General features: G+C 70.2%; 19 protein-coding genes. 15 read left to right on the plus strand and 4 right to left on the minus strand.

Annotation, left to right across the window (positions count from 1 at the left end; translation table 11 throughout):
* Positions 1-8 precede the first annotated feature (8 nt).
* Positions 9-464: a helix-turn-helix domain-containing protein gene (locus tag ACGFY5_RS01705; RefSeq protein WP_392716191.1), complete on the plus strand. Its 456-nt coding sequence runs from the start codon at positions 9-11 to the stop codon at positions 462-464.
* On the opposite strand, the gene ACGFY5_RS01710 is transcribed toward ACGFY5_RS01705, so the two are convergent.
* Positions 461-940, minus strand: coding sequence for an OsmC family protein (locus ACGFY5_RS01710; protein ID WP_392716193.1), 480 nt, complete (start codon positions 938-940; stop codon positions 461-463). The genes ACGFY5_RS01705 and ACGFY5_RS01710 overlap by 4 nt on opposite strands.
* The gene (locus tag ACGFY5_RS01715) at positions 894-1,847 is read right to left on the minus strand and encodes a DMT family transporter (RefSeq protein WP_392716195.1); all 954 of its coding nucleotides are present in this window, start codon (positions 1,845-1,847) and stop codon (positions 894-896) included. The genes ACGFY5_RS01710 and ACGFY5_RS01715 overlap by 47 nt, the downstream gene beginning before the upstream one ends.
* A gap of 263 nt (positions 1,848-2,110) precedes the next feature.
* On the opposite strand from ACGFY5_RS01715, the gene ACGFY5_RS01720 reads away from it, so the two are divergent.
* The 8 genes from ACGFY5_RS01720 (at position 2,111) to ACGFY5_RS01755 (ending at position 11,023) form a co-directional block, all read left to right on the plus strand.
* Positions 2,111-3,610 (plus strand): uracil-xanthine permease family protein, encoded by a 1,500-nt coding sequence (locus tag ACGFY5_RS01720; RefSeq protein WP_392716197.1) that lies wholly within the window; start codon positions 2,111-2,113, stop codon positions 3,608-3,610.
* Between the two features lie 64 nt (positions 3,611-3,674).
* Entirely contained in the window at positions 3,675-4,559 is an 885-nt protein-coding gene (locus ACGFY5_RS01725) for an FAD binding domain-containing protein (protein WP_392716199.1), read from the plus strand.
* Positions 4,556-5,047: a (2Fe-2S)-binding protein gene (locus ACGFY5_RS01730; RefSeq protein ID WP_392716201.1), complete on the plus strand. Its 492-nt coding sequence runs from the start codon at positions 4,556-4,558 to the stop codon at positions 5,045-5,047. Before ACGFY5_RS01725 ends, ACGFY5_RS01730 begins: the two co-directional genes overlap by 4 nt.
* Positions 5,047-7,452 (plus strand): aerobic carbon-monoxide dehydrogenase large subunit, encoded by a 2,406-nt coding sequence (gene cutA / locus ACGFY5_RS01735; protein WP_392716203.1) that lies wholly within the window; start codon positions 5,047-5,049, stop codon positions 7,450-7,452. The genes ACGFY5_RS01730 and cutA overlap by 1 nt, the downstream gene beginning before the upstream one ends.
* Positions 7,453-8,190 carry a carbon monoxide dehydrogenase subunit G gene (locus ACGFY5_RS01740; RefSeq protein ID WP_392716205.1) on the plus strand — a complete coding sequence of 246 codons (738 nt, stop codon included), beginning with the start codon at positions 7,453-7,455 and terminating at the stop codon, positions 8,188-8,190.
* A 9-nt stretch (positions 8,191-8,199) separates the two neighbouring features.
* Positions 8,200-9,558: a cytosine deaminase gene (locus tag ACGFY5_RS01745; protein WP_392716207.1), complete on the plus strand. Its 1,359-nt coding sequence runs from the start codon at positions 8,200-8,202 to the stop codon at positions 9,556-9,558.
* 32 nt (positions 9,559-9,590) lie between these two features.
* A complete protein-coding gene (locus ACGFY5_RS01750) occupies positions 9,591-10,424 on the plus strand; it encodes an NAD(P)H-binding protein (RefSeq protein WP_392716209.1) in 834 nt (277 codons plus the stop codon).
* 17 nt (positions 10,425-10,441) lie between these two features.
* Positions 10,442-11,023 (plus strand): TetR family transcriptional regulator, encoded by a 582-nt coding sequence (locus ACGFY5_RS01755; protein ID WP_392716211.1) that lies wholly within the window; start codon positions 10,442-10,444, stop codon positions 11,021-11,023.
* Positions 11,024-11,052: 29 nt separating this feature from the next.
* On the opposite strand, the gene ACGFY5_RS01760 is transcribed toward ACGFY5_RS01755, so the two are convergent.
* Positions 11,053-11,493, minus strand: coding sequence for a nitroreductase family deazaflavin-dependent oxidoreductase (locus ACGFY5_RS01760; protein ID WP_392716213.1), 441 nt, complete (start codon positions 11,491-11,493; stop codon positions 11,053-11,055).
* An 81-nt stretch (positions 11,494-11,574) separates the two neighbouring features.
* On the opposite strand from ACGFY5_RS01760, the gene ACGFY5_RS01765 reads away from it, so the two are divergent.
* The 6 genes from ACGFY5_RS01765 to ACGFY5_RS01790 all read left to right on the plus strand — a co-directional run bounded on the left by ACGFY5_RS01765 (position 11,575) and on the right by ACGFY5_RS01790 (position 18,363).
* Positions 11,575-12,075, plus strand: coding sequence for an RNA polymerase sigma factor (locus ACGFY5_RS01765; protein WP_392716215.1), 501 nt, complete (start codon positions 11,575-11,577; stop codon positions 12,073-12,075).
* Positions 12,072-12,734, plus strand: a complete 663-nt coding sequence (locus ACGFY5_RS01770; protein WP_392716217.1) for a VOC family protein — start codon at positions 12,072-12,074, stop codon at positions 12,732-12,734. The genes ACGFY5_RS01765 and ACGFY5_RS01770 overlap by 4 nt, the downstream gene beginning before the upstream one ends.
* A 6-nt stretch (positions 12,735-12,740) precedes the next feature.
* The gene (locus ACGFY5_RS01775; RefSeq protein ID WP_392718609.1) at positions 12,741-13,580 is read left to right on the plus strand and encodes an NAD-dependent protein deacetylase; all 840 of its coding nucleotides are present in this window, start codon (positions 12,741-12,743) and stop codon (positions 13,578-13,580) included.
* An 87-nt stretch (positions 13,581-13,667) separates the two neighbouring features.
* Positions 13,668-15,704: a hydantoinase/oxoprolinase family protein gene (locus ACGFY5_RS01780; protein WP_392716219.1), complete on the plus strand. Its 2,037-nt coding sequence runs from the start codon at positions 13,668-13,670 to the stop codon at positions 15,702-15,704.
* The gene (locus tag ACGFY5_RS01785) at positions 15,701-17,545 is read left to right on the plus strand and encodes a hydantoinase B/oxoprolinase family protein (RefSeq protein WP_392716221.1); all 1,845 of its coding nucleotides are present in this window, start codon (positions 15,701-15,703) and stop codon (positions 17,543-17,545) included. Before ACGFY5_RS01780 ends, ACGFY5_RS01785 begins: the two co-directional genes overlap by 4 nt.
* Before the next feature lie 50 nt (positions 17,546-17,595).
* Positions 17,596-18,363, plus strand: a complete 768-nt coding sequence (locus tag ACGFY5_RS01790; RefSeq protein WP_392716223.1) for an SDR family oxidoreductase — start codon at positions 17,596-17,598, stop codon at positions 18,361-18,363.
* 108 nt (positions 18,364-18,471) lie between these two features.
* Here the strand turns inward: ACGFY5_RS01790 and ACGFY5_RS01795 are convergent, their stop codons facing one another.
* The gene (locus ACGFY5_RS01795) at positions 18,472-18,906 is read right to left on the minus strand and encodes a hypothetical protein (RefSeq protein ID WP_392716225.1); all 435 of its coding nucleotides are present in this window, start codon (positions 18,904-18,906) and stop codon (positions 18,472-18,474) included.
* Between the last annotated feature and the right edge of the window lie 1,099 nt (positions 18,907-20,005).

Here is a 20,005-nt window from a genome sequence, read left to right on the forward strand (position 1 = left end):
CTTTTTCGATGGGACCAGCCGCTGAATCGGCCGGTGTGGCCGTTTATCTGCGTGGGTTGAAGGCGCTGTCGAACCAGAGTTACAAGGCGCTCGCGCGCCGGGCGGGCGTGGGGAGTTCGACGCTCCACCGCTATTGCTCGGGGGAGCAGTTCCCGATCGATTACCGGACCGTGCGGTCGTTTGCCGCTGCGTGCGGAGCTGATGCGGACGAGTTGCGCTGTCTGGAGCGCCTCTGGTCAGCGGATCCGCGGAACCCGGCCACAGCGGCGGGCCGAGCGTCTCCGAAGACGGCGGAGGGGTCGGCGGTCGCGGGGGCCGCCGACACCACCCCGCCGCGGGGACGGCGCGAAGTCCGGGTCGTCGCGGCGGGGATCGGGGGTGCGGTCGTTCTCGTGGCTACCGCGATCGCGATGCGTTCCCGCGTTCGGCTCCGGGTCGAATACCGGGGCCGCGGGAGGTCCTAGTCCTCCACCACCACGGTCGGCTCGTGCGACACCGGGAAGTTGACCGAACTCGCGATGAAGCAGCGCGCGTTCGCGTCGCGGTGCAGACGCGTCGCCAACTCGACCTTGTCCGCGCTGCTGCGCGCCAGCGTCACGTACGGTTTGAGCACCACCTCGGTGAACCGCCCCCCACCGCCGGGCGTCTGCGTCATCGAACCGGTCGGAGCGTCGGTGTAGTCGACGACCACCACGCCGGATTCGACGCACACGTGCAGGTAGGACATGAGGTGGCAAGCGGAGAGCGCCGCGACGAGCAACTGTTCGGGATTCCAGCGATCGGTTTCGCCACGGAACGCCGGATCGGACGATCCGTACAGCGGTGGGCGGCCCTCCGCGACGATCTCGTGCGATCGGCTGTACGCCCGATAGGCGCTGGTGCCCGTTCCCTGGTTACCCGTCCAGGTCAGTGCCAGCTCGTAGCCGTGAACCGCTACCACCTGATGCTCTCTCCTCTGTCGTCAACTGCGGCGTCCTGGTGAGTGCCACTCCGGCCAACACGATCGCAGTTCCGACGATCGTCGACGGAGTGATTTTTTCGCCGAGCACCAGCCACCCGAGCACCGCCGCGACGATCGGAAGCAGGTAGAGCACCACCGACGCCGCCGGCCCGACGTCGGCCACCTGACGGATGTTGAGCACGGTGGCGAGGCCGGTGCAGAACGCGCCGAGCGCGATCGTCGCGACGATGACCGCCGGCCCGAGGTGAACGGCCTCCAGCGAGTGCGGTCCGGCCACCGGCAGCGCGATCAACGCGAGCCCGGTGCCGGCCACCAGCTGCCCGGCGGCCAGCGCGATCGGCGGTCGCTCGAGGCGCGACATGTAGCGGTCGATGTAGACGTAACTGGCGCCGTAGCTGGCCGCTGCCGTCAGCCCGAGCATCGTCGGCACCGCGGGCAGCCCTTCTCCGGGCGGCCACGTGCCGATGACCATCAGCGTGCCGACCAGCCCCGCGAGCAGGCCGCCGAGATAGCGCCCGCGGACGGGACCCACACCGCCGAGGCAGACGCCGATCGCCAGCGTCCAGAGCGGTGTCGTCGCGTTCAGCATGCCGCCGACGTGCGAGTCGATGGACCGCACCGCGTAGGCGAACAGCAGCAGCGGGATCACGTTGCCGATCGCCGCGACCACGGCCAGGTGCATCCACACCCGCGGCTCGGTGGGGATCCGGATGCCCCGGATCCGGCAGACGGCGAGCAGCAGCGCGGAGCCCAAGGCGAGCCGGACCACGGTGAGTACCCCCGGCGGGAGGCCCTCCAGCGCGATGGCGGCCCAGAGAAAACTCGACCCCCACAGCACTGCGAGCACTCCCAGCCGGACGATCGCAGCGCGTCCGGTGATCCCCATAGTGCTACTGACGCTAGGTGCCGGTCGAAGTTCAGGTTGATACGCCTGTGACTAGCTGCGAATCGCCCGAGCGTCGCTCAGTCGGGTGTCGTTAATGTTGCGGTCACATCACGCGGGCGACATTCACTGACGAATCGACCTACCCCTCGGCAGGTTCCGCCAACCGGTCGGTGCTTAGTCAGTGGTGTCTTGACCATGAGACCCAGGTCACCAGACCCGGATATTCGTCGCTATTACCGGGGCGGCGGAAAAGGGGTTCGGTCATGGCATTCAGGTGGAGTGTCGTTCACGGGGGCAAGGCACCGCCGCCCGGCGGGGTGGTCCGGCCGGAGGAACGTCTCTCCTGGCCGCGGACCATCGGCCTGGGCGCGCAGCACGTCGTCGCGATGTTCGGTGCGACGTTCGTGTTCCCGCTGATCATGGGTCTGAACGCGCAGCTGGCGATCATGCTGAGCGGTGTCGCGACGATCATCTTCCTGCTGATCGTCAGCGGGAAGGTACCTAGCTACCTGGGTACGTCGGCAGCGTTCGTCGGCGGTGTCGCGGCGATCCGCGCGCAGGGCGGCGACTCGGCCGAGGTGACCGGTGCGATCCTCGTCGCCGGCGTGGTGCTCGCGCTGGTCGGCGTCCTGATCCACTTCGTGGGCTCGCGCGCGATCTACTCGGTGCTGCCGCCGGTCGTCACCGGCGCTGTCGTCATGCTGATCGGCTTCAACCTGGCGCCGGTCGTGGCCGGTACGTACTGGCCGCAGGACCAGTGGATCGCGCTGATCACGATGCTGTTCGTGATCGTCGTCGCGGTCGGTGTGCGGGGTTTCCTCGGCCGGATCGCGATCTTCCTCGCGCTGGTGTTCGGGTACGTCCTGTCGTGGGTGTTCGACCGGATCTTCGGCCAGATCACGTCGTACAGTGCGTCCGCCGGTGAGGTCACGACCCACTGGCGCGTCGACTGGTCCCAGCCCGGCGGCGTCAAGGATGCCGACTGGCTCGGCTTTCCGGCGCAGACCACGATTGCCGCGGACGGCAAAGAGGTCGTCGGCTGGCACTTCCCCTCGTTCACCGTGACGGCGATCCTGCTGGTGCTCCCCGCCGTCATCGCGCTGATCGCGGAGAACGCCGGTCACGTCAAGGCCGTCGCGGAGATGACCGGCGACGACCTCGACCCGATGATGGGCCGCGCGATCGCCGCCGACGGCGTCGGCACCGTCGTCGCGTCGACGTTCGGTGGTTCGCCCACCACCACGTACGCGGAGAACATCGGCGTCATGGCGGCCACCCGCGTCTACTCGACCGCCGCCTACTACGTGGCCGCGATCGTGGCGATCCTGTTCGGGTTCTCGCCGAAGTTCGGCGCGGTCGTCTCGGCCACGCCGGGCGGTGTGCTCGGCGGTATCACGGTCGTGCTCTACGGCATGATCGGCCTGCTCGGCGCGAAGATCTGGCGGGAGAACCGGGTCGACTTCGCGAACCCGATCAACCTGGTCCCGGCCGCCGCAGGCATCATCATCGGTGTCGGAAACGTCAGCCTGGTGTTCACCGACGACTTCTCGCTCTCCGGCATCGCGCTCGGGACGATCGTGGCCGTGGTCGGTTTCCACATCGCGAAGGCGATCGCTCCGCCGCACCTGAAGGAGCTCTGGCTCGCCGAGCGGCGGCCCACTCCGACTCCGGAGGACGAGGGCGCGACCGAGACCGCGGCCGGGAAGGACGCGGGAGGCGCGGTGCTGATCGTCGACGAACCCGGCGCCTACAAGGAGCCGTAGGAACACTGATCTCCCGGCGGCCCCGTAGCGGTCGCCGGGAGACCGAGCGAGGGACTATCGCGGTATGAAACCATCGGCGTTCGAGTACCACCGTCCCGAAACGCTGGAAGAAGCCCTCGGCGTCCTGGCCGAGTTGGGGGCCGACGGGAAGGTGCTGGCCGGTGGCCAGAGCCTGGTTCCGATGCTCAACATGCGCCTCGCGGCGCCGCGTCACCTCGTGGACGTCAACCGGCTCCGTGAGCTGGCGCGGATCGACGTGACGACCGATGCCGTCACGGTCGGGGCGATCGCCCGGCACGCCGAAATCGAGCGGGACCCCGAGGCCGAACGCGCGCTCCCGCTGCTCCGGCAGGCACTGATACACGTGGCGCACCCGACCATCCGCAACCGCGGCACGACCGTCGGCAGCATCGTCCACGCCGACCCCGCCGGTGAGATGCCGTCCGTGCTCGCTCTGCTCGGCGGTTCCGTCCAGCTCGCGTCGACGTCCGGGAACCGCGTGGTTCCGGTCGACGACTTCTTCCTCGCGCCGCTCGAGTCGGCCACCCAGCCGGGTGAACTCGCGACCAGCGTGACGTTCCCGATCCCGCCGCGCCACACCGGTAGCGCCTGGCTGGAGGTGTCCCGCCGGCACGGCGACTACGCGATGTGCGGCCTGGGTGCACTGATCACGCTCGACGAGGACCTGCGGATCGCGTCGGCTCGCGGCACCTACGTCTCGATGGGCCCGACGCCCGTGACCGTGGACTTCACCGAAGTTGTCGGAGGGCGTTCCTACGATGCCGCTGACTGGGCCGCCGCCGGGAAGTACGCGGGCTCGGTCGTCGAGCCGGAGGAAGACATCCACGCCACCGCTGAGTACCGGCGTCACCTCGCCGAAGTGCTCACCGGCCGGGCGTTGAAGGCAGCCGCCGCGCATGCGGTGGCCAGAACGGAGGTAGCCGCATGACCGAGCGCTTGCGCGAGCACGAGGTGACCTTCACGGTCAACGGGGTTCCCCGCACCGCCTCCGTGCCCGCACGTCGGTTGCTCGCGGACGCCCTCCGCCACGACCTGGGACTCACCGGCACGCACCTCGGGTGCGAGCACGGCGTCTGCGGCTCCTGCACGGTGCTGGTCGACGGTCGTCCGATGCGCTCCTGCCTGCTGTTCGCGGTGAGCGTCGACGGTGCCGAGATCACCACCGTCGAGGGCTGCCGCGCCCCCGACGGCGGCCTCGGCCCGGTGCAGCAGGCGTTCGTCGACTGTCACGGCCTGCAGTGCGGGTTCTGCACGCCGGGCTTCGTCACGACGATCACGGCCTATCTTCGCGAGAATCCGGAACCGACGGAGGGCGAAGCGCGCGAGGCGATCGGCGGCAACCTCTGCCGCTGCACCGGCTACCAGAACATCGTGAAGTCGGTGCTGCGCGCGGCCGAGCTCCAGAAGGAGTCCTGATGGCGACCCGTGCGTTCGGGGTCCCGATGACCCGCCGTGAAGACCCCCGTCTGGTGTCCGGCAACGGTCGTTATCTCGACGATCTGGGCGAGGGTGCGCTCGCCGTGGCGTTCGTCCGCTCCCCGCACGCCCACGCGCGCATCGTCGACGTGGACGTCACCGAGGCTCTCGAGGTCGAGGGTCTGGTCGCGATCTACACGTACGAAGACCTGGCCGAGGACCCGAACCCGCGGGTGTCCGAACCGCTCCCGCTGCTGATCCCGCACCCCGCACTGCACGCCCCGCGGGTGAACACGCCGCTGGCCAGCGGCATCGCGCGGCACGTCGGCGAGGCCGTCGTCATGGTCGTGGCCACGGATCGGTACCTCGCGGAGGACGCGTGCGAGCGGATCGTCGTCGAGTACGAGGTGCTGCCGGCGGTCGTCGGCATCCCCGCCTCGATCGAGGCCGCGCATCAGGTGCACGACGACGTGTCCGACAACGTGTCGGCGCACCTCGTGCAGGAGGTCGGCGACGCTCCGGCGGCGATCGCGGCGGCGCCCCACACTTTGAGTCTGGACCTCGACATCGAGCGCTCGGCGTCGATGCCGATGGAGGGCAAGGGCGTCTACGCGCGCTGGGACGCCGACGACCGGTCCCTGCGCGTCTACACGTCCACCCAGGCCTCGACGTCGGTCCGGTTCGCGCTGGCCGCGAAGCTGGATCTGCCGGTCGACCGGATCGACGTCATCGCGCCCGACGTCGGCGGCGGGTTCGGCGTCAAGATCGTCCATCCCTGGCCGGAGGAAGTGCTGATCCCGTGGGCCGCGGTGAAGCTCAACCGCGAGGTCAAGTGGGTCGAGGACCGGCGGGAGCACTTCATCAGCTCCACGCACGAGCGGGGCCAGCTGCAGAAGGTCACCGTCGGCTTCGACGACGAGGGCCACGTGCTCGGCCTGGACGTCGAGTTCTGGCACGACAACGGCGCCTACACGCCCTACGGGATCATCGTCCCGATCGTCACGTCGACGCAGTTGCTCGGGCCGTACAAGCCGGGTGCCTACCGCGTCGAGTTCCGCTCGATGTACACGAACACGGTCACGGTGACGCCGTACCGCGGCGCCGGGCGTCCGCAGGGTGTGTTCGCGATGGAACGCACGATGGACGCGATCGCGTCGTACCTGGGGCTGGACCGGGCGGTGGTGCGCTCGCGGAACTTCATCCAGGTCGAAGACATGCCGTACGACCACCACCTGACGTTCCAGGACGGGCGGCCGCTGATCTACGACTCCGGCGACTATCCGACGTCGCTGGAGAAGATCAAGGCACTGGTCGGCTGGGACGAGTTCGAGGCGATTCGTTCCGCCGCGCAGGCCGAGGGGCGGACGGTCGGCATCGGGCTCGCGTGTTACGTCGAGGGCACCGGCCCCGGCCCGTACGAGGGTGCGTTCGTCCGGGTCGAGACCACCGGCAAGGTCGTCGTCGCCACCGGCCTCACCACGCAGGGCCAGGGCCACGAGACCGTGTTCGCGCAGATCGCCGCCGAGGAGCTCGGCGTGCCGGTCGACGACGTGTCGGTCACCACCGGCGACACCCGGCGCTTCAAGTACGCGGTCGGCACGTTCGCGTCCCGGGCCGCGGTGATGAGCGGCAACGCGGTCGCTCTGACGGCTCGGAAGGTGCGGGCCAAGGCTCTTCGCATCGCCGGAGAGGCCTTGGAGGCCGATCCGAAGGACCTCGAAATCGTCGACGGGGTCGTCCAGATCAAAGGGGTGCCCGACGGCGGAATTCCGCTGCGCACGGTGGCGGTGCTCTCCAACCCGCTGCGGTACGCGTTCGACGAGGAGGCCAAGCGGGCCACGCAGTTCGCCGGCACCTCCGACATGAGCAAACCGCCGATCGACGAGGACGACGAGCCCGGGCTGGAGGCCACCGACTACTACTCGCCGATCCGATCGACGTTCGCCAGCGGGATGCACGCGGCGGTCGTCGAGACCGACCCGGAGACCGCGGAGATCAAGATCCTGCGGTACTGCGTGGTGCACGACTGCGGCACGTTGATCAACCCGCGCATCGTCGAGGGCCAGATCCACGGCGGTGTCGCGCAGGGCGTCGGTGGCGCCCTGTACGAGCGGATCGTCTACGACGAGAACGGTCAGCCGCTCAACGCGTCGTACATGGACTTTTTGATCCCGTACGCGTCCGAGGTGCCGACGGTCGAGACCGACCACCTCGAGACGCCCTCACCGCTCAATCCGCTCGGGGTGAAGGGTGCCGGTGAAGCCGGTGTCATCCCCTCCGCGGCGCTGTTCGCATCGGCGATCTCGGACGCGGAGGGATTCTTCGTGACCCGGATGCCGATTTCGCCCTCGGAACTGTGGGCGCTCCGTGAACAGCAGGCTCTTGCGTTGGAAGGAACCAAATAGATGAAGGTCAACGGCAAGGCGACGCTGAACGCTCCGGTCGAGCGGGTGTACGCGGCGCTGAACGATCCGGCCGTGCTGGTGCGGACGATTCCGGGGTGCCAGCAGCTGGAGCAGGTCGGTGACGACGCGTACCGGATGACGGTGACCGCGGGGGTGGCGTCGATCAAGGGCTCGTACGTCGGCGACGTGCGGCTGACCGACCAGCAGGAGCCGACGTCGTTCGTGCTGCGGGCGAAGGGGGCGGGTGCGCCCGGCACGGTGTCGGCGGACGTGCTCGTGACGCTGGAACAGGGTGATTCCGGTACGACGCTGCTGTCCTACGCCGCTGATGCGGTGGTCGGTGGGGCGGTCGGGGGTGTGGGGCAGCGGGTGCTGTCGGGGGTTGCGAAGAAGACCGCCGGCGAGTTCTTCGCCGCCGTGGATTCCCTGCTGAACGCCCCGGTCTCGGCCGAGGCCGCGGGCGAGGTGCCGGGCGCCGGCCAGGTGGTGGCGGTCGCGGCGCCAGGCGGTGCCGGGGACGGCAGCGCGGCGAGTGCCGGGGACAGTAGCGCGGCGAGTGCCGGCGTGACGGCTGGCGCGGGTGCGGGGCCGCGGGTGTTCACGGCTCCGGCCAAGGCGGCGCCGGCGGGTGGCGCCGACCTGCTCGCGGGTGGGTTCTTCCAGGGTGCGATCTTCGGTGCGGGCATCGCGCTGATCGGCGTCATCGTGGGCGGTGTGATCGGCCGCCGCCGCTCCTAGGGCGTCGGCATGGACCTCGTCGTCACCGACGCACGCTTACGCGACGGCCGCGTCGTCGACCTGACGGTCGACGCCGGCCGCCTACGCGTCCTCCCCCGCGGCACAGCCCTCCACACCCCCGCCGCGAACGGCACCCCCGCCGCGCCTGCTGCGAACGGCGCGCCTGCCGCGAACGCCGCGCCTGCCGCGAACGGCGCGCCTGCCGCGAACGGCGCGCCTGCCGCGAACGGCGCGGACGGCGTGCCCGGCGCCAGCGGCGCGGTGCGGGTGATTGCGGCTGAGGGGCGGCTCGTCACCGAGTCTGCGGTGGACTGCCATCTGCACCTGGACAAGGTGCACACGTTGGACCGGGTCGGCGACGGGGCGCTGTCGGCCTACACCGCCGACGGGATGGCCGGCGCGATGACGTCGATCGAACTGGCCAGCGCGGTGAAGAAGAACTACCGGCGCGAGGACGCCCTACCCCACATCCGGCGCGCGCTCACCGAAGCCGTACGGCACGGCACCCTCCACATCCAGGCGTTCGTCGACGTAGACACCGCCGCCGGCCTCGAAGGCTTCGCCGCCGTGAGCGCCGCCAAAGCCGAATTCGCCGACATTCTCAACGTCGAAATCGTGGCTTTTCCACAGGACGGGGTCCTGCGCGACCCGGGCGCGGCCGAACTCTGCGAGGAGGCGCTCCGACTGGGCGCCGACGTCGTCGGCGGCATCCCCTGGATCGAGCACACCGACACCGACGCGCGCAGGCACGTCGAATGGGCGTGCGCCCTGGCCGCACGAACAGGCAAACGCGTAGCGATGCTCACCGACGACGCCGGCGACCCGAACCTACGCACAACCGAGATGCTCGCCTCCGCGATGCTGGTGCACGGCCTCGAAGGCCGGGGCGTCGCGTGTCACGCCCGTGCCCTCGCGCTGTACCCGCAGCCGTCGCTCCTGCGCCTCGCCGGGCTCGCGCGCCGGGCCGGGCTCGGGTTCGTCAGCGACCCGCAGACCGGCCCGTTGCACCTGCCCGTCGCGCTGTTCCGCGAACTGAACCTCCCGGTTGCCCTCGGCCAGGACGACATCGAGGACGCCTATTACCCGTTCGGTCGCGCGAACCTCTGGGAGGTGGCGTTCCTGGCCGCGCACCTGCTCGAGTTCCGCACCGCGAAAGCGCAGCAGGTTCTGCTCGACCTGGTCACCACCGATGCGGCGAGGGTTCTCGGCGTCCGCGACCACCGCATCGCCGACGGAGCCCCGGCGAACTTCGTCGTGCACGACGCCGAGCGGATCGTCGACGTGTTGCGGCGTCATGCTGCGCCGCGGTGGGTGGTCGCCCGTGGGCGGGTGGTGGCCGAGACCACCATCACTTCCGCGATAATGTAACTCGGTAACGAATTTTACCGAGGGAGATTCTTATGTCAGTACTTGTCACCGGAGCCACGGGTCGCGTCGGAAGTCTTCTCGTCGACAACCTCGTCGACGCCGGGGTTCCGGTTCGTGCACTGGTACGCCAGGCCGCCTCGCTGCCGCCGAACGTCGAGGTCGTCACCGGTGACCTCACCGTGCCGGAATCCCTGGACACCGCGCTGGAGGACGTCAGCGCCGTGTTCCTCGTCTGGACCGCCCCACCGGCGACGGTCCCAGCAGTGATCGAGCGCCTTGCCGCACACACCCGGCGGGTCGTGTTCCTCTCCTCGCCGTACCGCACCCCGCACCCGTTCTTCCAACAGCCCAATCCCATGGCGACGCTCCACGCCGACATCGAGCGACTGATCGCCGATTCCGGACTCGAGTCGACGTTCATCCGGCCCGGCATGTTCGCGTCGAACGCGCTGGCCTGGTGGGCGCCCGCAATCCGAGCGGGAGAACCGGTCCGCTGGCCCTACGGCGCGGCCGAGACCGCCCCGGTCGACGACCGCGACATCGCTGCCGTCGCGGCGCAGGCCCTCCGGCACGGCGGGGGCGACCACGTCCTGACCGGCCCCGAGTCGCTGAGCCAGGCCGAGCAGGTGCGCATCATCGGCGACGTCCTGGGCCGGAAGATCGAGTTCGAGGAGCTCACGCCCGACGAGTTCCGCCGCGAAACGGCCGGCACCTGGCCCGCCCCGGCCGTGGACATGCTGCTCGCCGCCTGGGGCGCGACGATGGGGAAGCCCGCGTTCGTCTCCTCGGGGGTGGAAGATGTCCTCGGCTCACCCCCGCGGACGTTCCGGCAGAGCGTCACCGACCAGAGCAGTTCCTTTCACTGAGAGCCGAGGGGCGAGTCGTGAGCGGGCTCCGCGAACGCAAGCGTCAGCGCACGCACGACACGATCTCCGCCACGGCGATCCGGATGTTCCTGGACCGAGGGTTCGACGCGGTGTCGGTGGCGGACGTCGCCGACGCGGCGGAGGTGTCGAAGCCGACGCTGTTCCGGTACTTCCCGACCAAGGAAGACCTCGTCCTGCACCGCATCGGCGACCACCTCGGCGAGGCGGCACGGATCGTCCAGGGCTCCCCGGAACCGGTCGACGCTCTTCGTCGGCGGTTCCTCGAGGGGTTGGCGGAGCGCGACCCGGTGACCGGGCTCAACGACGTCCCGGAGGTGCTGGCGTACCACCGCCTGGTGTTCGAGACCCCGGCGCTGGCGGCGCGAGTCGCTGCTTTCGTAGCTTCGGACGAGGAGGCGCTCGCCGCGGCGCTGGGCGACGGGCTCGTCGCCGAACTGCGCGCGGCGCAGATCCTGGCGGTGCAGCGGGTGCTCGCGCGGAACAACTGGCGGGAACTCATGGCCGGACGCACCGCCGCGGACCTCTACCCCGAAGCCGTGGTCGCTGCCGAGGCCGGATTCGCCCTGCTACAGCCCTAGCCTGCTGCGGCCAGGGCTGTAGCAGCAGCTCAGCCCTCGATCGGCGTGAGCACGAACAGCGGGATCTTGCGGTCGGTCTTCTTCTGGTACTCGGCGTAGTCGGGCCACACCGCGACCGAGCGCTTCCACCAGGTCTCGTACTCGTCGCCGTCGACCTGACGCGCCTCGTAGTCCTTCACCACGGCGCCGTCACGCAGCTCGACGTGCGAGTTCTTGACCAGGTTGTAGAACCAGACAGGGTTCTCCGGCGCTCCACCCTTCGACGCCACGACGGCGTACTCACCCTCGTGCTCCACCCGCATGAGCGGGGTCTTGCGCAGCTTGCCGCTCTTCGCGCCGACCGAGGTCAGCAGGATGATCGGCACTCCCCGCAACTCGTTGGCTTCGGTGCCGTTGCTCGCTTCGAACGTTTCGGCCTGCTTGCGCGCCCAATCGGACGGGCTCGGCTCGTATTCACCGGTAAGTGGCATGGTTCTCCCAACTCAAGGCCAGGCTGAAACTATTTCAAGACTCCTCCGTCGGAGTTTCCGAGCCCCGGACGATGAAACAGTGTGAGCAGCGAACCGGAGTACGCCGACCGCAGCGCAGCGCTGCTGGCGCTGTACGACCGCGCGCTCCCCGACGTCTACGGGTACCTGCGGGCCCGGTGCGGTAGCACCGCGCTGGCCGAGGACCTCACCGGCGAGACGTTCCTCGCGGCGGTGGCAGCGGTTCGCCAGGGCACCAGCCCCACCGCGGCCTGGCTGGTCACCGTCGCGCGGAACAAACTCGTCGACCATTGGCGCCGGGAAGCCCGTGAGCAACGCTCGCTGCAGGTGTTCGAGCGTCCCGACGATCCGTGGGACGCGCGGCTCGACGTACTCCGGGCCCGTGAGGTGCTGCAGCGACTCGGGCCGGCGAACCGGGCAGCGCTCACGCTGAGATATGTGGACGACCTGTCGGTCCCGGAGGTCGCACGCCTGCTGGGGCGCACCCGGCACGCCACCGAAGCGCTGATCGTCCGCGCGAGAGCCGCGTTCCGCGTCGCCTACGAGGAGGGGGAGCAGCAATGACTGATCCGCTGGACGCCCTTCGCGACCCGGGCGAGCCCCAGTCCCCGGACCCGACGTTCGCCGCCGCGTTCCGGCTGCGGCTGCAGCAGGCGCTCGACCGCCCGCAGCCGCGCCGTTCCGGCCGGCCCGCGGAGCTGGCTCCGGTCGACATGCCGGCCGATCCCGCCGAGGAAGGCTGGCTCGAGGACATCGTGCGATTCGCCGTCGACCAATTCGAGGAGGACCTGATGGCCACGCCCACCACCACACCGATCCGCATCGAGCAGTTCAGCCCGTACCTGGCGGTCGAAGACGGCCGTGGCGCGATCGACTTCTACGTCGAAGCGTTCGGCGCCGAGCTGGTCGGCGAGCCGATCATCATGCCCGACGGCAAGCTCGGCCACGCCACGCTGCAGATCGGCCCGCTCCGGCTGTTCCTCGCCGAGGAGTTCCCGGAGATGGGGTTGATCGCTCCGCCGCGGGCGGGCGGCGTGAGCGTCACGCTGCACCTCTCGCTGGTGTCGAACGACGAGGTCGACGCCGTCGCGCGGCGCGCCGTCGCCGCCGGCGCCGAGGTGGAACGTGAGGTCGCGGCCGGCCCGTACGGCTACGCGGGCGTGGTCGTCGACCCGGCCGGTCACCGCTGGTTCCTCCTCCACGAGCCGGAAGTCCGAGCCTGAGGCACCATTGGGACCGTGACGCTCACGGTCCCCGACCTCACCACGCTCGTCCGTGAGGGCAACGTCGTCGTACTCAGCGGCGCCGGCCTCTCCACGGAGTCCGGCATCCCCGACTACCGTGGCCCGTCCGGCGCCTTCAAGCGCAACCACACCCCGATGACCTACCAGGCCTTCACGCGGGACGTCGTCGCGCGACGTCGGTACTGGGCACGCAGTTTCCTCGGCTGGCGGATGATCTCGCGGGCCGAGCCCAACGACGGCCACCGCGCGGTGGCGGCCCTGCAGGGCCAGGGCTTCGTCGGCGACATCATCACCCAGAACGTCGACGGTCTCCACCAGGCCGGCGGCGCCGACGGCGTCATCGAGCTGCACGGCTCGCTCGACCACGTGATCTGCCTCGACTGCGGGGAGAAGAGCCCCCGGCTCGAGCTCGACGATCGCCTCCGCGCCGCGAACGACGGGTTCGGGCACGACTTCGACCCCGACACCGTCAACCCGGACGGCGACGTCGATCTCCCCGAGGAGCACCTCGACCGGTTCACCGTCGTCGACTGCATCGACTGCGGCGGCACCCTCAAGCCGGACGTCGTCTTCTTCGGTGAAAGCGTCCCGAAGGACCGGGTGAGCCGCTGCCAGGCAGCGGTCGCCGGCGCGGGTCTGCTGCTTGTCCTCGGGTCCTCGCTGACGGTGTACTCCGGGCGTCGATTCGTCGTCCAGGCGACCCAGGCCGGCATCCCGGTGGCGATCGTCAACCAGGGGCCCACCCGAGGTGACGAGCACGCGCTGATCCGCGTCGACGCCCCACTCGGCCCGACCCTCACCGCGCTGGCAGCGGCCACCACGTAAGCGCCCGCCGCCTTAGCAAGACTTGACGACGAACCTGGCGGAACCTGCCCGTTGAATTCGGGTGAAGAGTCCAGTCAGGGAGGGCGCATGGCGCGACGGCTGCGGATCGGCATCGACACCGGTGGCACGTTCACCGATGTGGTCGCGATCGACGAGGAGAGCGGTCGCCTCGTCACGACGAAAACTCCGTCGACCCCGAGCGACCCCGCCGAAGGCTTCCTGGACGGCGTCCGGAAAGTGCTTTCGCTCGTCGAGGGCGACACCGACGTGACAGCGTTCGTGCACGGCACCACCGTCGCCACGAATCAGTTGCTCGAAGGGAAAGTCGGCCGCCTCGGCTTCATCACCACCGAGGGTTTCGGGTTCCTGCTCGAGATCGCCCGGCAGAGCGTGCCGGACGGCTACGGCAACTCATACTTCTGGGTGAAGCCGCCGCGGATCGTGCCCGCCGACCTGGTGAAGACCGTCGGTGGCCGGCTCGACCACACCGGCGCCGAGATCCGTCCGTTCGACGAAGCCGAGGCGCGCCAGGTCGCACGGTGGTTCCGCGATCAGGGCGTCGACACGCTCGGCGTCTGCTTCCTTCATGCCTATGCGGACGCCAGTCACGAGCGTCGGATGCGTGAGGTCCTGGCGGAGGAGCACCCGAACGCGATCGTGTCGTTGTCGAGCGACGTGCTGCGGGAGTACCGCGAGTACGAGCGCGCGATGACCACGCTGGTCGACGCGGCCGTGAAGCCCCGGGTCGGCGCGTACGTGCGGGGGATTTCCGCGCGCCTCCCGGAGGGCGTGCCGTTCTACGTCATGAAGTCCAACGGCGGCGTGCTCTCGGCCGAGGAGGTCGTCCACCAGCCGATCACCACGGTGCTGTCCGGTCCGGCGGCCGGTGCGCTCGGAGCCGCGCTGGTGGCCGGTGCGGCGGGGTTCGAGCGCGTGCTCACGTGCGACGGCGGTGGCACGTCGACCGACGTCAGCGTGGTTCTGGGCGGTGAGCCGACGCTGACGACGGAGGGCACCGTCGGCGCGTACCCGTCAAAAATCCCGATGATCGACGTCGTGACGGTCGGCGCCGGCGGGGGCTCGGTGGCGTGGCTGTCGCGCGAAGGTTCACTGAAGGTGGGGCCGCGATCAGCGGGAGCCGACCCCGGGCCGCTCTGCTACGGCCGCGGTGGCACCGAGCCGACGGTGACCGACGCGCACGTCGTGCTGGGCCGCATCCCTCCGCACCTGCTCGGCGGCGAGGTTCCGCTGGACGTCTCGGCGGCTGCCACCGGGCTTTCGAAGCTGGGCGACTCGCTCGAGCTGGACCTGCCGTCGGTCGCGGCCGGCGTGCTGGAGATTTCGGCCTGGAACCAGGCCAACGCGCTGCGCCAGGTCACTGTGAAGCGCGGGTTGGACGTCCGTGACTTCACGCTCGTGACGTTCGGCGGGTCCGGGTCGCTGCTGCTGTGCCGGCTGGTCGACATCCTCGGATGCGCGTCGGTGCTGGTGCCGCGCGATCCGGGCAACCTGTCGGCGTTCGGCCTGCTCACCGTCGACGTCAAAAACGATTACGTGCAGACGCTGGTGGCGCGGCACTCTGCTCTGGAGCCTTCCCGGGTCGCGTCTGCTTTTGCGGCGCTGGAAGCGCAGGCCGCCGTCGCGCTCGACGGCGAAGGCTTCTCGCGCGCCGAGCAGCAGTACGTGCGCACCGCTGACCTGCGGTACTACGGGCAGGCCTTCGAGGTGCGAGTGCCCGTGTCCGGGCTGGACCTGGACGCCGCCCGAGACGCGTTCCACGACGCGCACGAGCAGACCTACGGCTACAGCTTCCGGGACAAGCCGGAGCAGCAGGTGGAGTGGGTGAACCTGCGGGTGACCGGCGTGGGGCCGATCCGTCGGCCGGAGCTGGTGTCGCTGGAGCCCGGCGGTCCGCCGGTCGCTTCGGGCACTCGGCTGGTTTGGTTCGACGCGGACTACCAGGAGACTCCGATTTACTGGCGCCCCGATTTGTCGCCGGGGAACACGATCATCGGTCCCGCGATCATCGAGGAGTACGGCTCCACAGTGCCTCTCCACCCCGGCTTCCGTGCGGAAGTCGACAGCTTCGGCAACCTGATCATCACGAAGGAGGGTGTCGCGTGAGCCCCGTCGACCCGATCGTGTTGGAGATCGTCGAGGGCACACTCGCGGCGATCGAGCTCGAGGTGGAGACCGCCATCGGGCGCACCGCCCGCTCGCCCATGATCCGCGACGCGCACGACTTCCGCGCCGGCATCCACGACCGCAAGCTGCGCAAACTCACCGGCCGCTCGTACTCGGCGCTGGTACAGCCGGTCGCTCGCGACTACCCGCTTTCCTCGATGCGCCCCGGTGACGTCTTCTTCCACAACGACGTCTACCTGTCCGAGGGCGGGATCGGGCACCTGCCGGACCTGTGCGTCACGGTGCCGGTCTTCCACGACGGCTCCGTCGTCGCTTTCGTGCAGGCCTTCGGCCACCACGACGACATCGGCGGTGCGGTGCCGGGCTCCATGCCTTCGGCCGCCACCAGCGTGTTCGAAGAGGGCCTGATGGTCCCGCCGATCCGCCTCTGGGACGCCGGTGTGCCGAACGAGGCCGCGCTGAAGATCATGACCCGCAACTCGCGAATGCCCGACTCGCTCGCCGCCGATCTCGACGCCGAGTGCTCGGCGTGCCTCATGGGAGCGCGGCGGCTCGGGGAGTTGTTCGCGCGGTACGGGCGGGAAACCGTCGAAGCATGCTTCGACGCGATCCTGGCGAACACGACACGGGTGTTCCAGCAGGAACTGCTCTCGAAGATTCCCGACGGCTCGTACGTCTGGGAGGACTACGCCGAGCACGACGGTGTCGACGAGCCCAAGTTGCACGCCCAGCGGATCACGCTCACCAAGGTCTCGGCCGGTGACGGCGTCACCGACGGCAAGCTGATTCTCGACTTCACGGGCACGTCGCCCCAGGCCAAGGGCCCGATCAACCACTGCGCGAACTACTCGGACGGCAACTTCCTGGCCAAATGGCTGGCGCCGATCCTGCGCAACCTCGCCGACTCCCCGGAGCGGATGGCGGAACTCGACGTCAACGAGGGCGTCATCCCGCTCATCGAGATGAAGTTCCCGCCGCCAGGCACGTTGCTGACGCCGATCTTCCCGGCCCCGACGAACGCGCGGACGTTCGTCATCCTGCGGCTTCTGGGTGTGCTGGCGGGGGTCGTGGCGAAGGCCGTGGACGGTCGCATGCCCGCTGACCAGGAGACGATCCGGTACACGGGGGTCTACGGGACCGACGCTCTCGGGGATCCGTACCTGATGCGTGAAGTGCTCGGGGGCGGTTCGGGCGGGCGGTACTACGCCGACGGCGAGGACACGATCCACGTCGTTCCGGACTCACGGAACATCCCGGTCGAGTTCGCCGAGGCGCGGTGGCCGTTCGTGGTGGAGTCGCTCGGGCTCGCTGTGGACTCCGGCGGTGCCGGGCGGTACCGCGGTGGCCTGGGATACGAGAAGCGGGTGCGGATGCTGCGCGACGCGTCGTTCATGTCGATCGCGGACCGGTCGCTGCTGGCGTGCTGGGGTGTGCGCGGAGGTAAGGCCGGGCGGCCGTTCGAGGTCGTCATCGATCCGGGTGGTCCTCGTGAGCGGGTCGTGGACGCGCTGGCCGACGCCGAGCCGGTGCGCGCCGGCGAGGTGATCCGGATCCGCACCACCGGCGGTGGCGGGTGGGGCGACCCGCTGGAGCGCCCGTACGACGAGGTCGCGCGCGACCTGGCGTGGGGCAAGGTGTCGGTGGCCGGGGCTTCGGCGGATTACGGGGTCGTACTGGCTTCCGACGGCTCGATCGACGTCGCCGCGTCCGACGCCCTCCGCGCCTCCCGCGCCTCGACCCCCGAAGCCTTCTTCGACCGAGGCCCAGGCTTCCCCGCCTTGGCCGACGGCCGCACCCACGCAGACGTAGACGTGCTCTGATCAGCTGGCCGGGTCGGCGAGCGTGGCCGACGAGGCCGGAGTGGAGGATCGTGGTGATCGCTGTCACCGGGGCGGCCGGGAAGACGGGGCGGGCGGTGTTGGCGGCGCTGGCCGCTCGGGGTGTGGAAACCCGGGCGCTGGTGCGCCCGGGTCAGGTGGTTGAGGCCACCGAAACGGTGCACGTTGATCTGGCCGACGCCAGTCAAGTCGCCACCGCACTCGACGGCGTCTCGGCGGTGTACGTGATCGCGCCGAACGTGCATCCGTCCGAGCCGTCGCTCGTGGCCAACGTGCTCGCGGCCGACGTGCCGCGAGTGGTCTACCACTCGGTGCTGCACCCAGCGATCGAAGCGATGCCGCATCACTGGGCCAAGGCACGGAGCGAGGAGTTGCTGCTCGCGTCGTCCGCGGACTGGACGATCCTGCAGCCGTGCGCCTACGCGCAGAACCTCCAGCCGGCTCCTGTGCTGCAGGTGCCGTACTCGGTCGACGCCCGGTTCGCGTTCGTCGACCTGCTGGACGTCGCGTTCGTCGCGGCCCGCGTGCTGACCGAGTCGGGCCACTCGTACGCGACCTACCAACTCGCGGGCCCGGAGCTGCTGTCGGTGTCCGACGTGGCCGCGCTGCTCGGCGCGCGGGCCGAACGCGTGGACCCAAACGACTGGTACCTCGACACCCCGCTGCGCGGCTACGCCCGCGACGCCCTGGGCGCGATGTTCCTGTACTACGACGCCCACGGCTTGCCGGGCAATGCCAGCACCCTAGCGACCCTGCTGGCCCGCGAACCCACCCGAATGTCCGAAGTCCTGGCCCGCTAGGCCCAGCCCGGCGCAGCGGGTAGCGGGGCGGCTGTCCGCCCCTCGGGGCCGCTGAGGGGTGAACGCTTTGGCGGGTCATAGGCCCCCAAGGTGTTCACGCCCCGGGGCCTAACGGAGGCGGGACAGGCCATCCCAGCCTTTAGGGGCGGCGTCGAGGAGTTGTTTCGGGCGACGTTCGCCCTCGTTCTTCACGAGGTCGGCGAAGCACGGGCAGTGCGTGAGGTCCTTGTCGTGCGCGTGGCACAGTCGCATGCCAGCGAGCTGCACAGCGCGCGCCACCGGCCGCACTTGGGACTCGCCGAGAATCGGCAACCTCTTCACGACTTCGCGCACCATCATCTGCTCGAGCCAGGGTCGCCCGAGCCAGACCCACACCTGCGCGGCGAGCTTGCCCGCCGCGTCGTGCAGGCGGGCGGGCGACTCCAAGGCCTGGCGCGCGACCGTCGCGACGAGCGCGCAGTTCTCCTTGCGCCAGGCGTCGCGGAGCTGGTTCCATCCGGCCTCGCCGAGGTACGGCACGGCGAGCACGTCGACCGCCTCCATCGCCCCGTTGTTGATCGCCGACGCACACCGAGCCGCCGCCCGATCCAACCGTGGATCCCGAGCCTCCCCTTCGGCCCCGCCGCCAGCCGCCCGCTCCTGCCCAGCCGCAGTCCCGCCCCCGCCCCCGCCCCGACCGCCAACCGAAGACTCAGCGCCAGCCTCCCCACCCCCCGGCCGCCTATCCCCGTCCGCGTCCGCCGCCTCCGCATCCGCGCCCGCCGCATCCGCACTGGCTGCGGCCGCGCTGGCCGCATCCGCGCTCGCGGCATCCGCATCCGCGCTCGCGGCATCCGCGCCCGTGCTCGCGCCCGCTGCGTCCGCGTCCGCTGCGTCCGCATCCGCGCCCGCCGCATCTGCGCTGGCCGCATCCGCATTGGCCGCGGCCGCGCTGGACGCGGCCGCGCCCCCTGCGGCGGATGTCGCCGCAGGGGGCGCGGCTGTGGTGGCCGCGTCGGTGTCGGTCACCGGCGTGGCGGCTGTGTCCGCGCCTGCTGGTGATGTCGGTGGGTTCTGGGTGGGGGAGGCGTCAGGGGGCGGAGGCGAGTTGTCGGGGGTGGGCGGGGGAGGTTGCTTGCGGAGGCGGGGTGGGCGTGGTGGAGGCGTGATTTGTGGTGGTGCGTCGGCGGGCGGTGTCACTCTGCGCGGACGGGTGTTCTTCCGCGGTGTGGTGGCCGGACGCCTCGGCGCCGATGCTCCCGGGCGCCGCGCGGCCCGCGAAGGCCCACGTCGGCCACCCCGCGTCTCCCCTTCGCGAGCTTCCTCGTCCGACCCGCTCCCGGTACTCGCCGAAGTCTCCGTCTCCGCAGCGGGCTGCTCCGGTGCGGCATCTCCCTTGCCCTCGGCCGCAGGCTCCTCGCCAGCCGCAGGGACGCCCTCGATCACGGGCTCTGCGCCAGCGACGGATTCTGGCTTGGTGGCGCGTTCGCGCTTGGCCGCGCGCTTGCCGCCGACGGCAGGTTCCGCACCGGACTTGGTCTCGGTGCTAGAGGCGGCTTCTGCGCCAGCCGCAGCCTCGCTGCGGGTTGCGGGCTGGCTGCCGGCTGCGGGTTCTGCGTCGGCCGCAGGCGCGGGCCGAGTTGTGGGCTCGCTGCGGAGCGCA

Origin of the sequence: Cryptosporangium sp. NPDC048952 (genome assembly GCF_043197895.1) — a bacterium.
Classification (GTDB): domain Bacteria; phylum Actinomycetota; class Actinomycetes; order Mycobacteriales; family Cryptosporangiaceae; genus Cryptosporangium.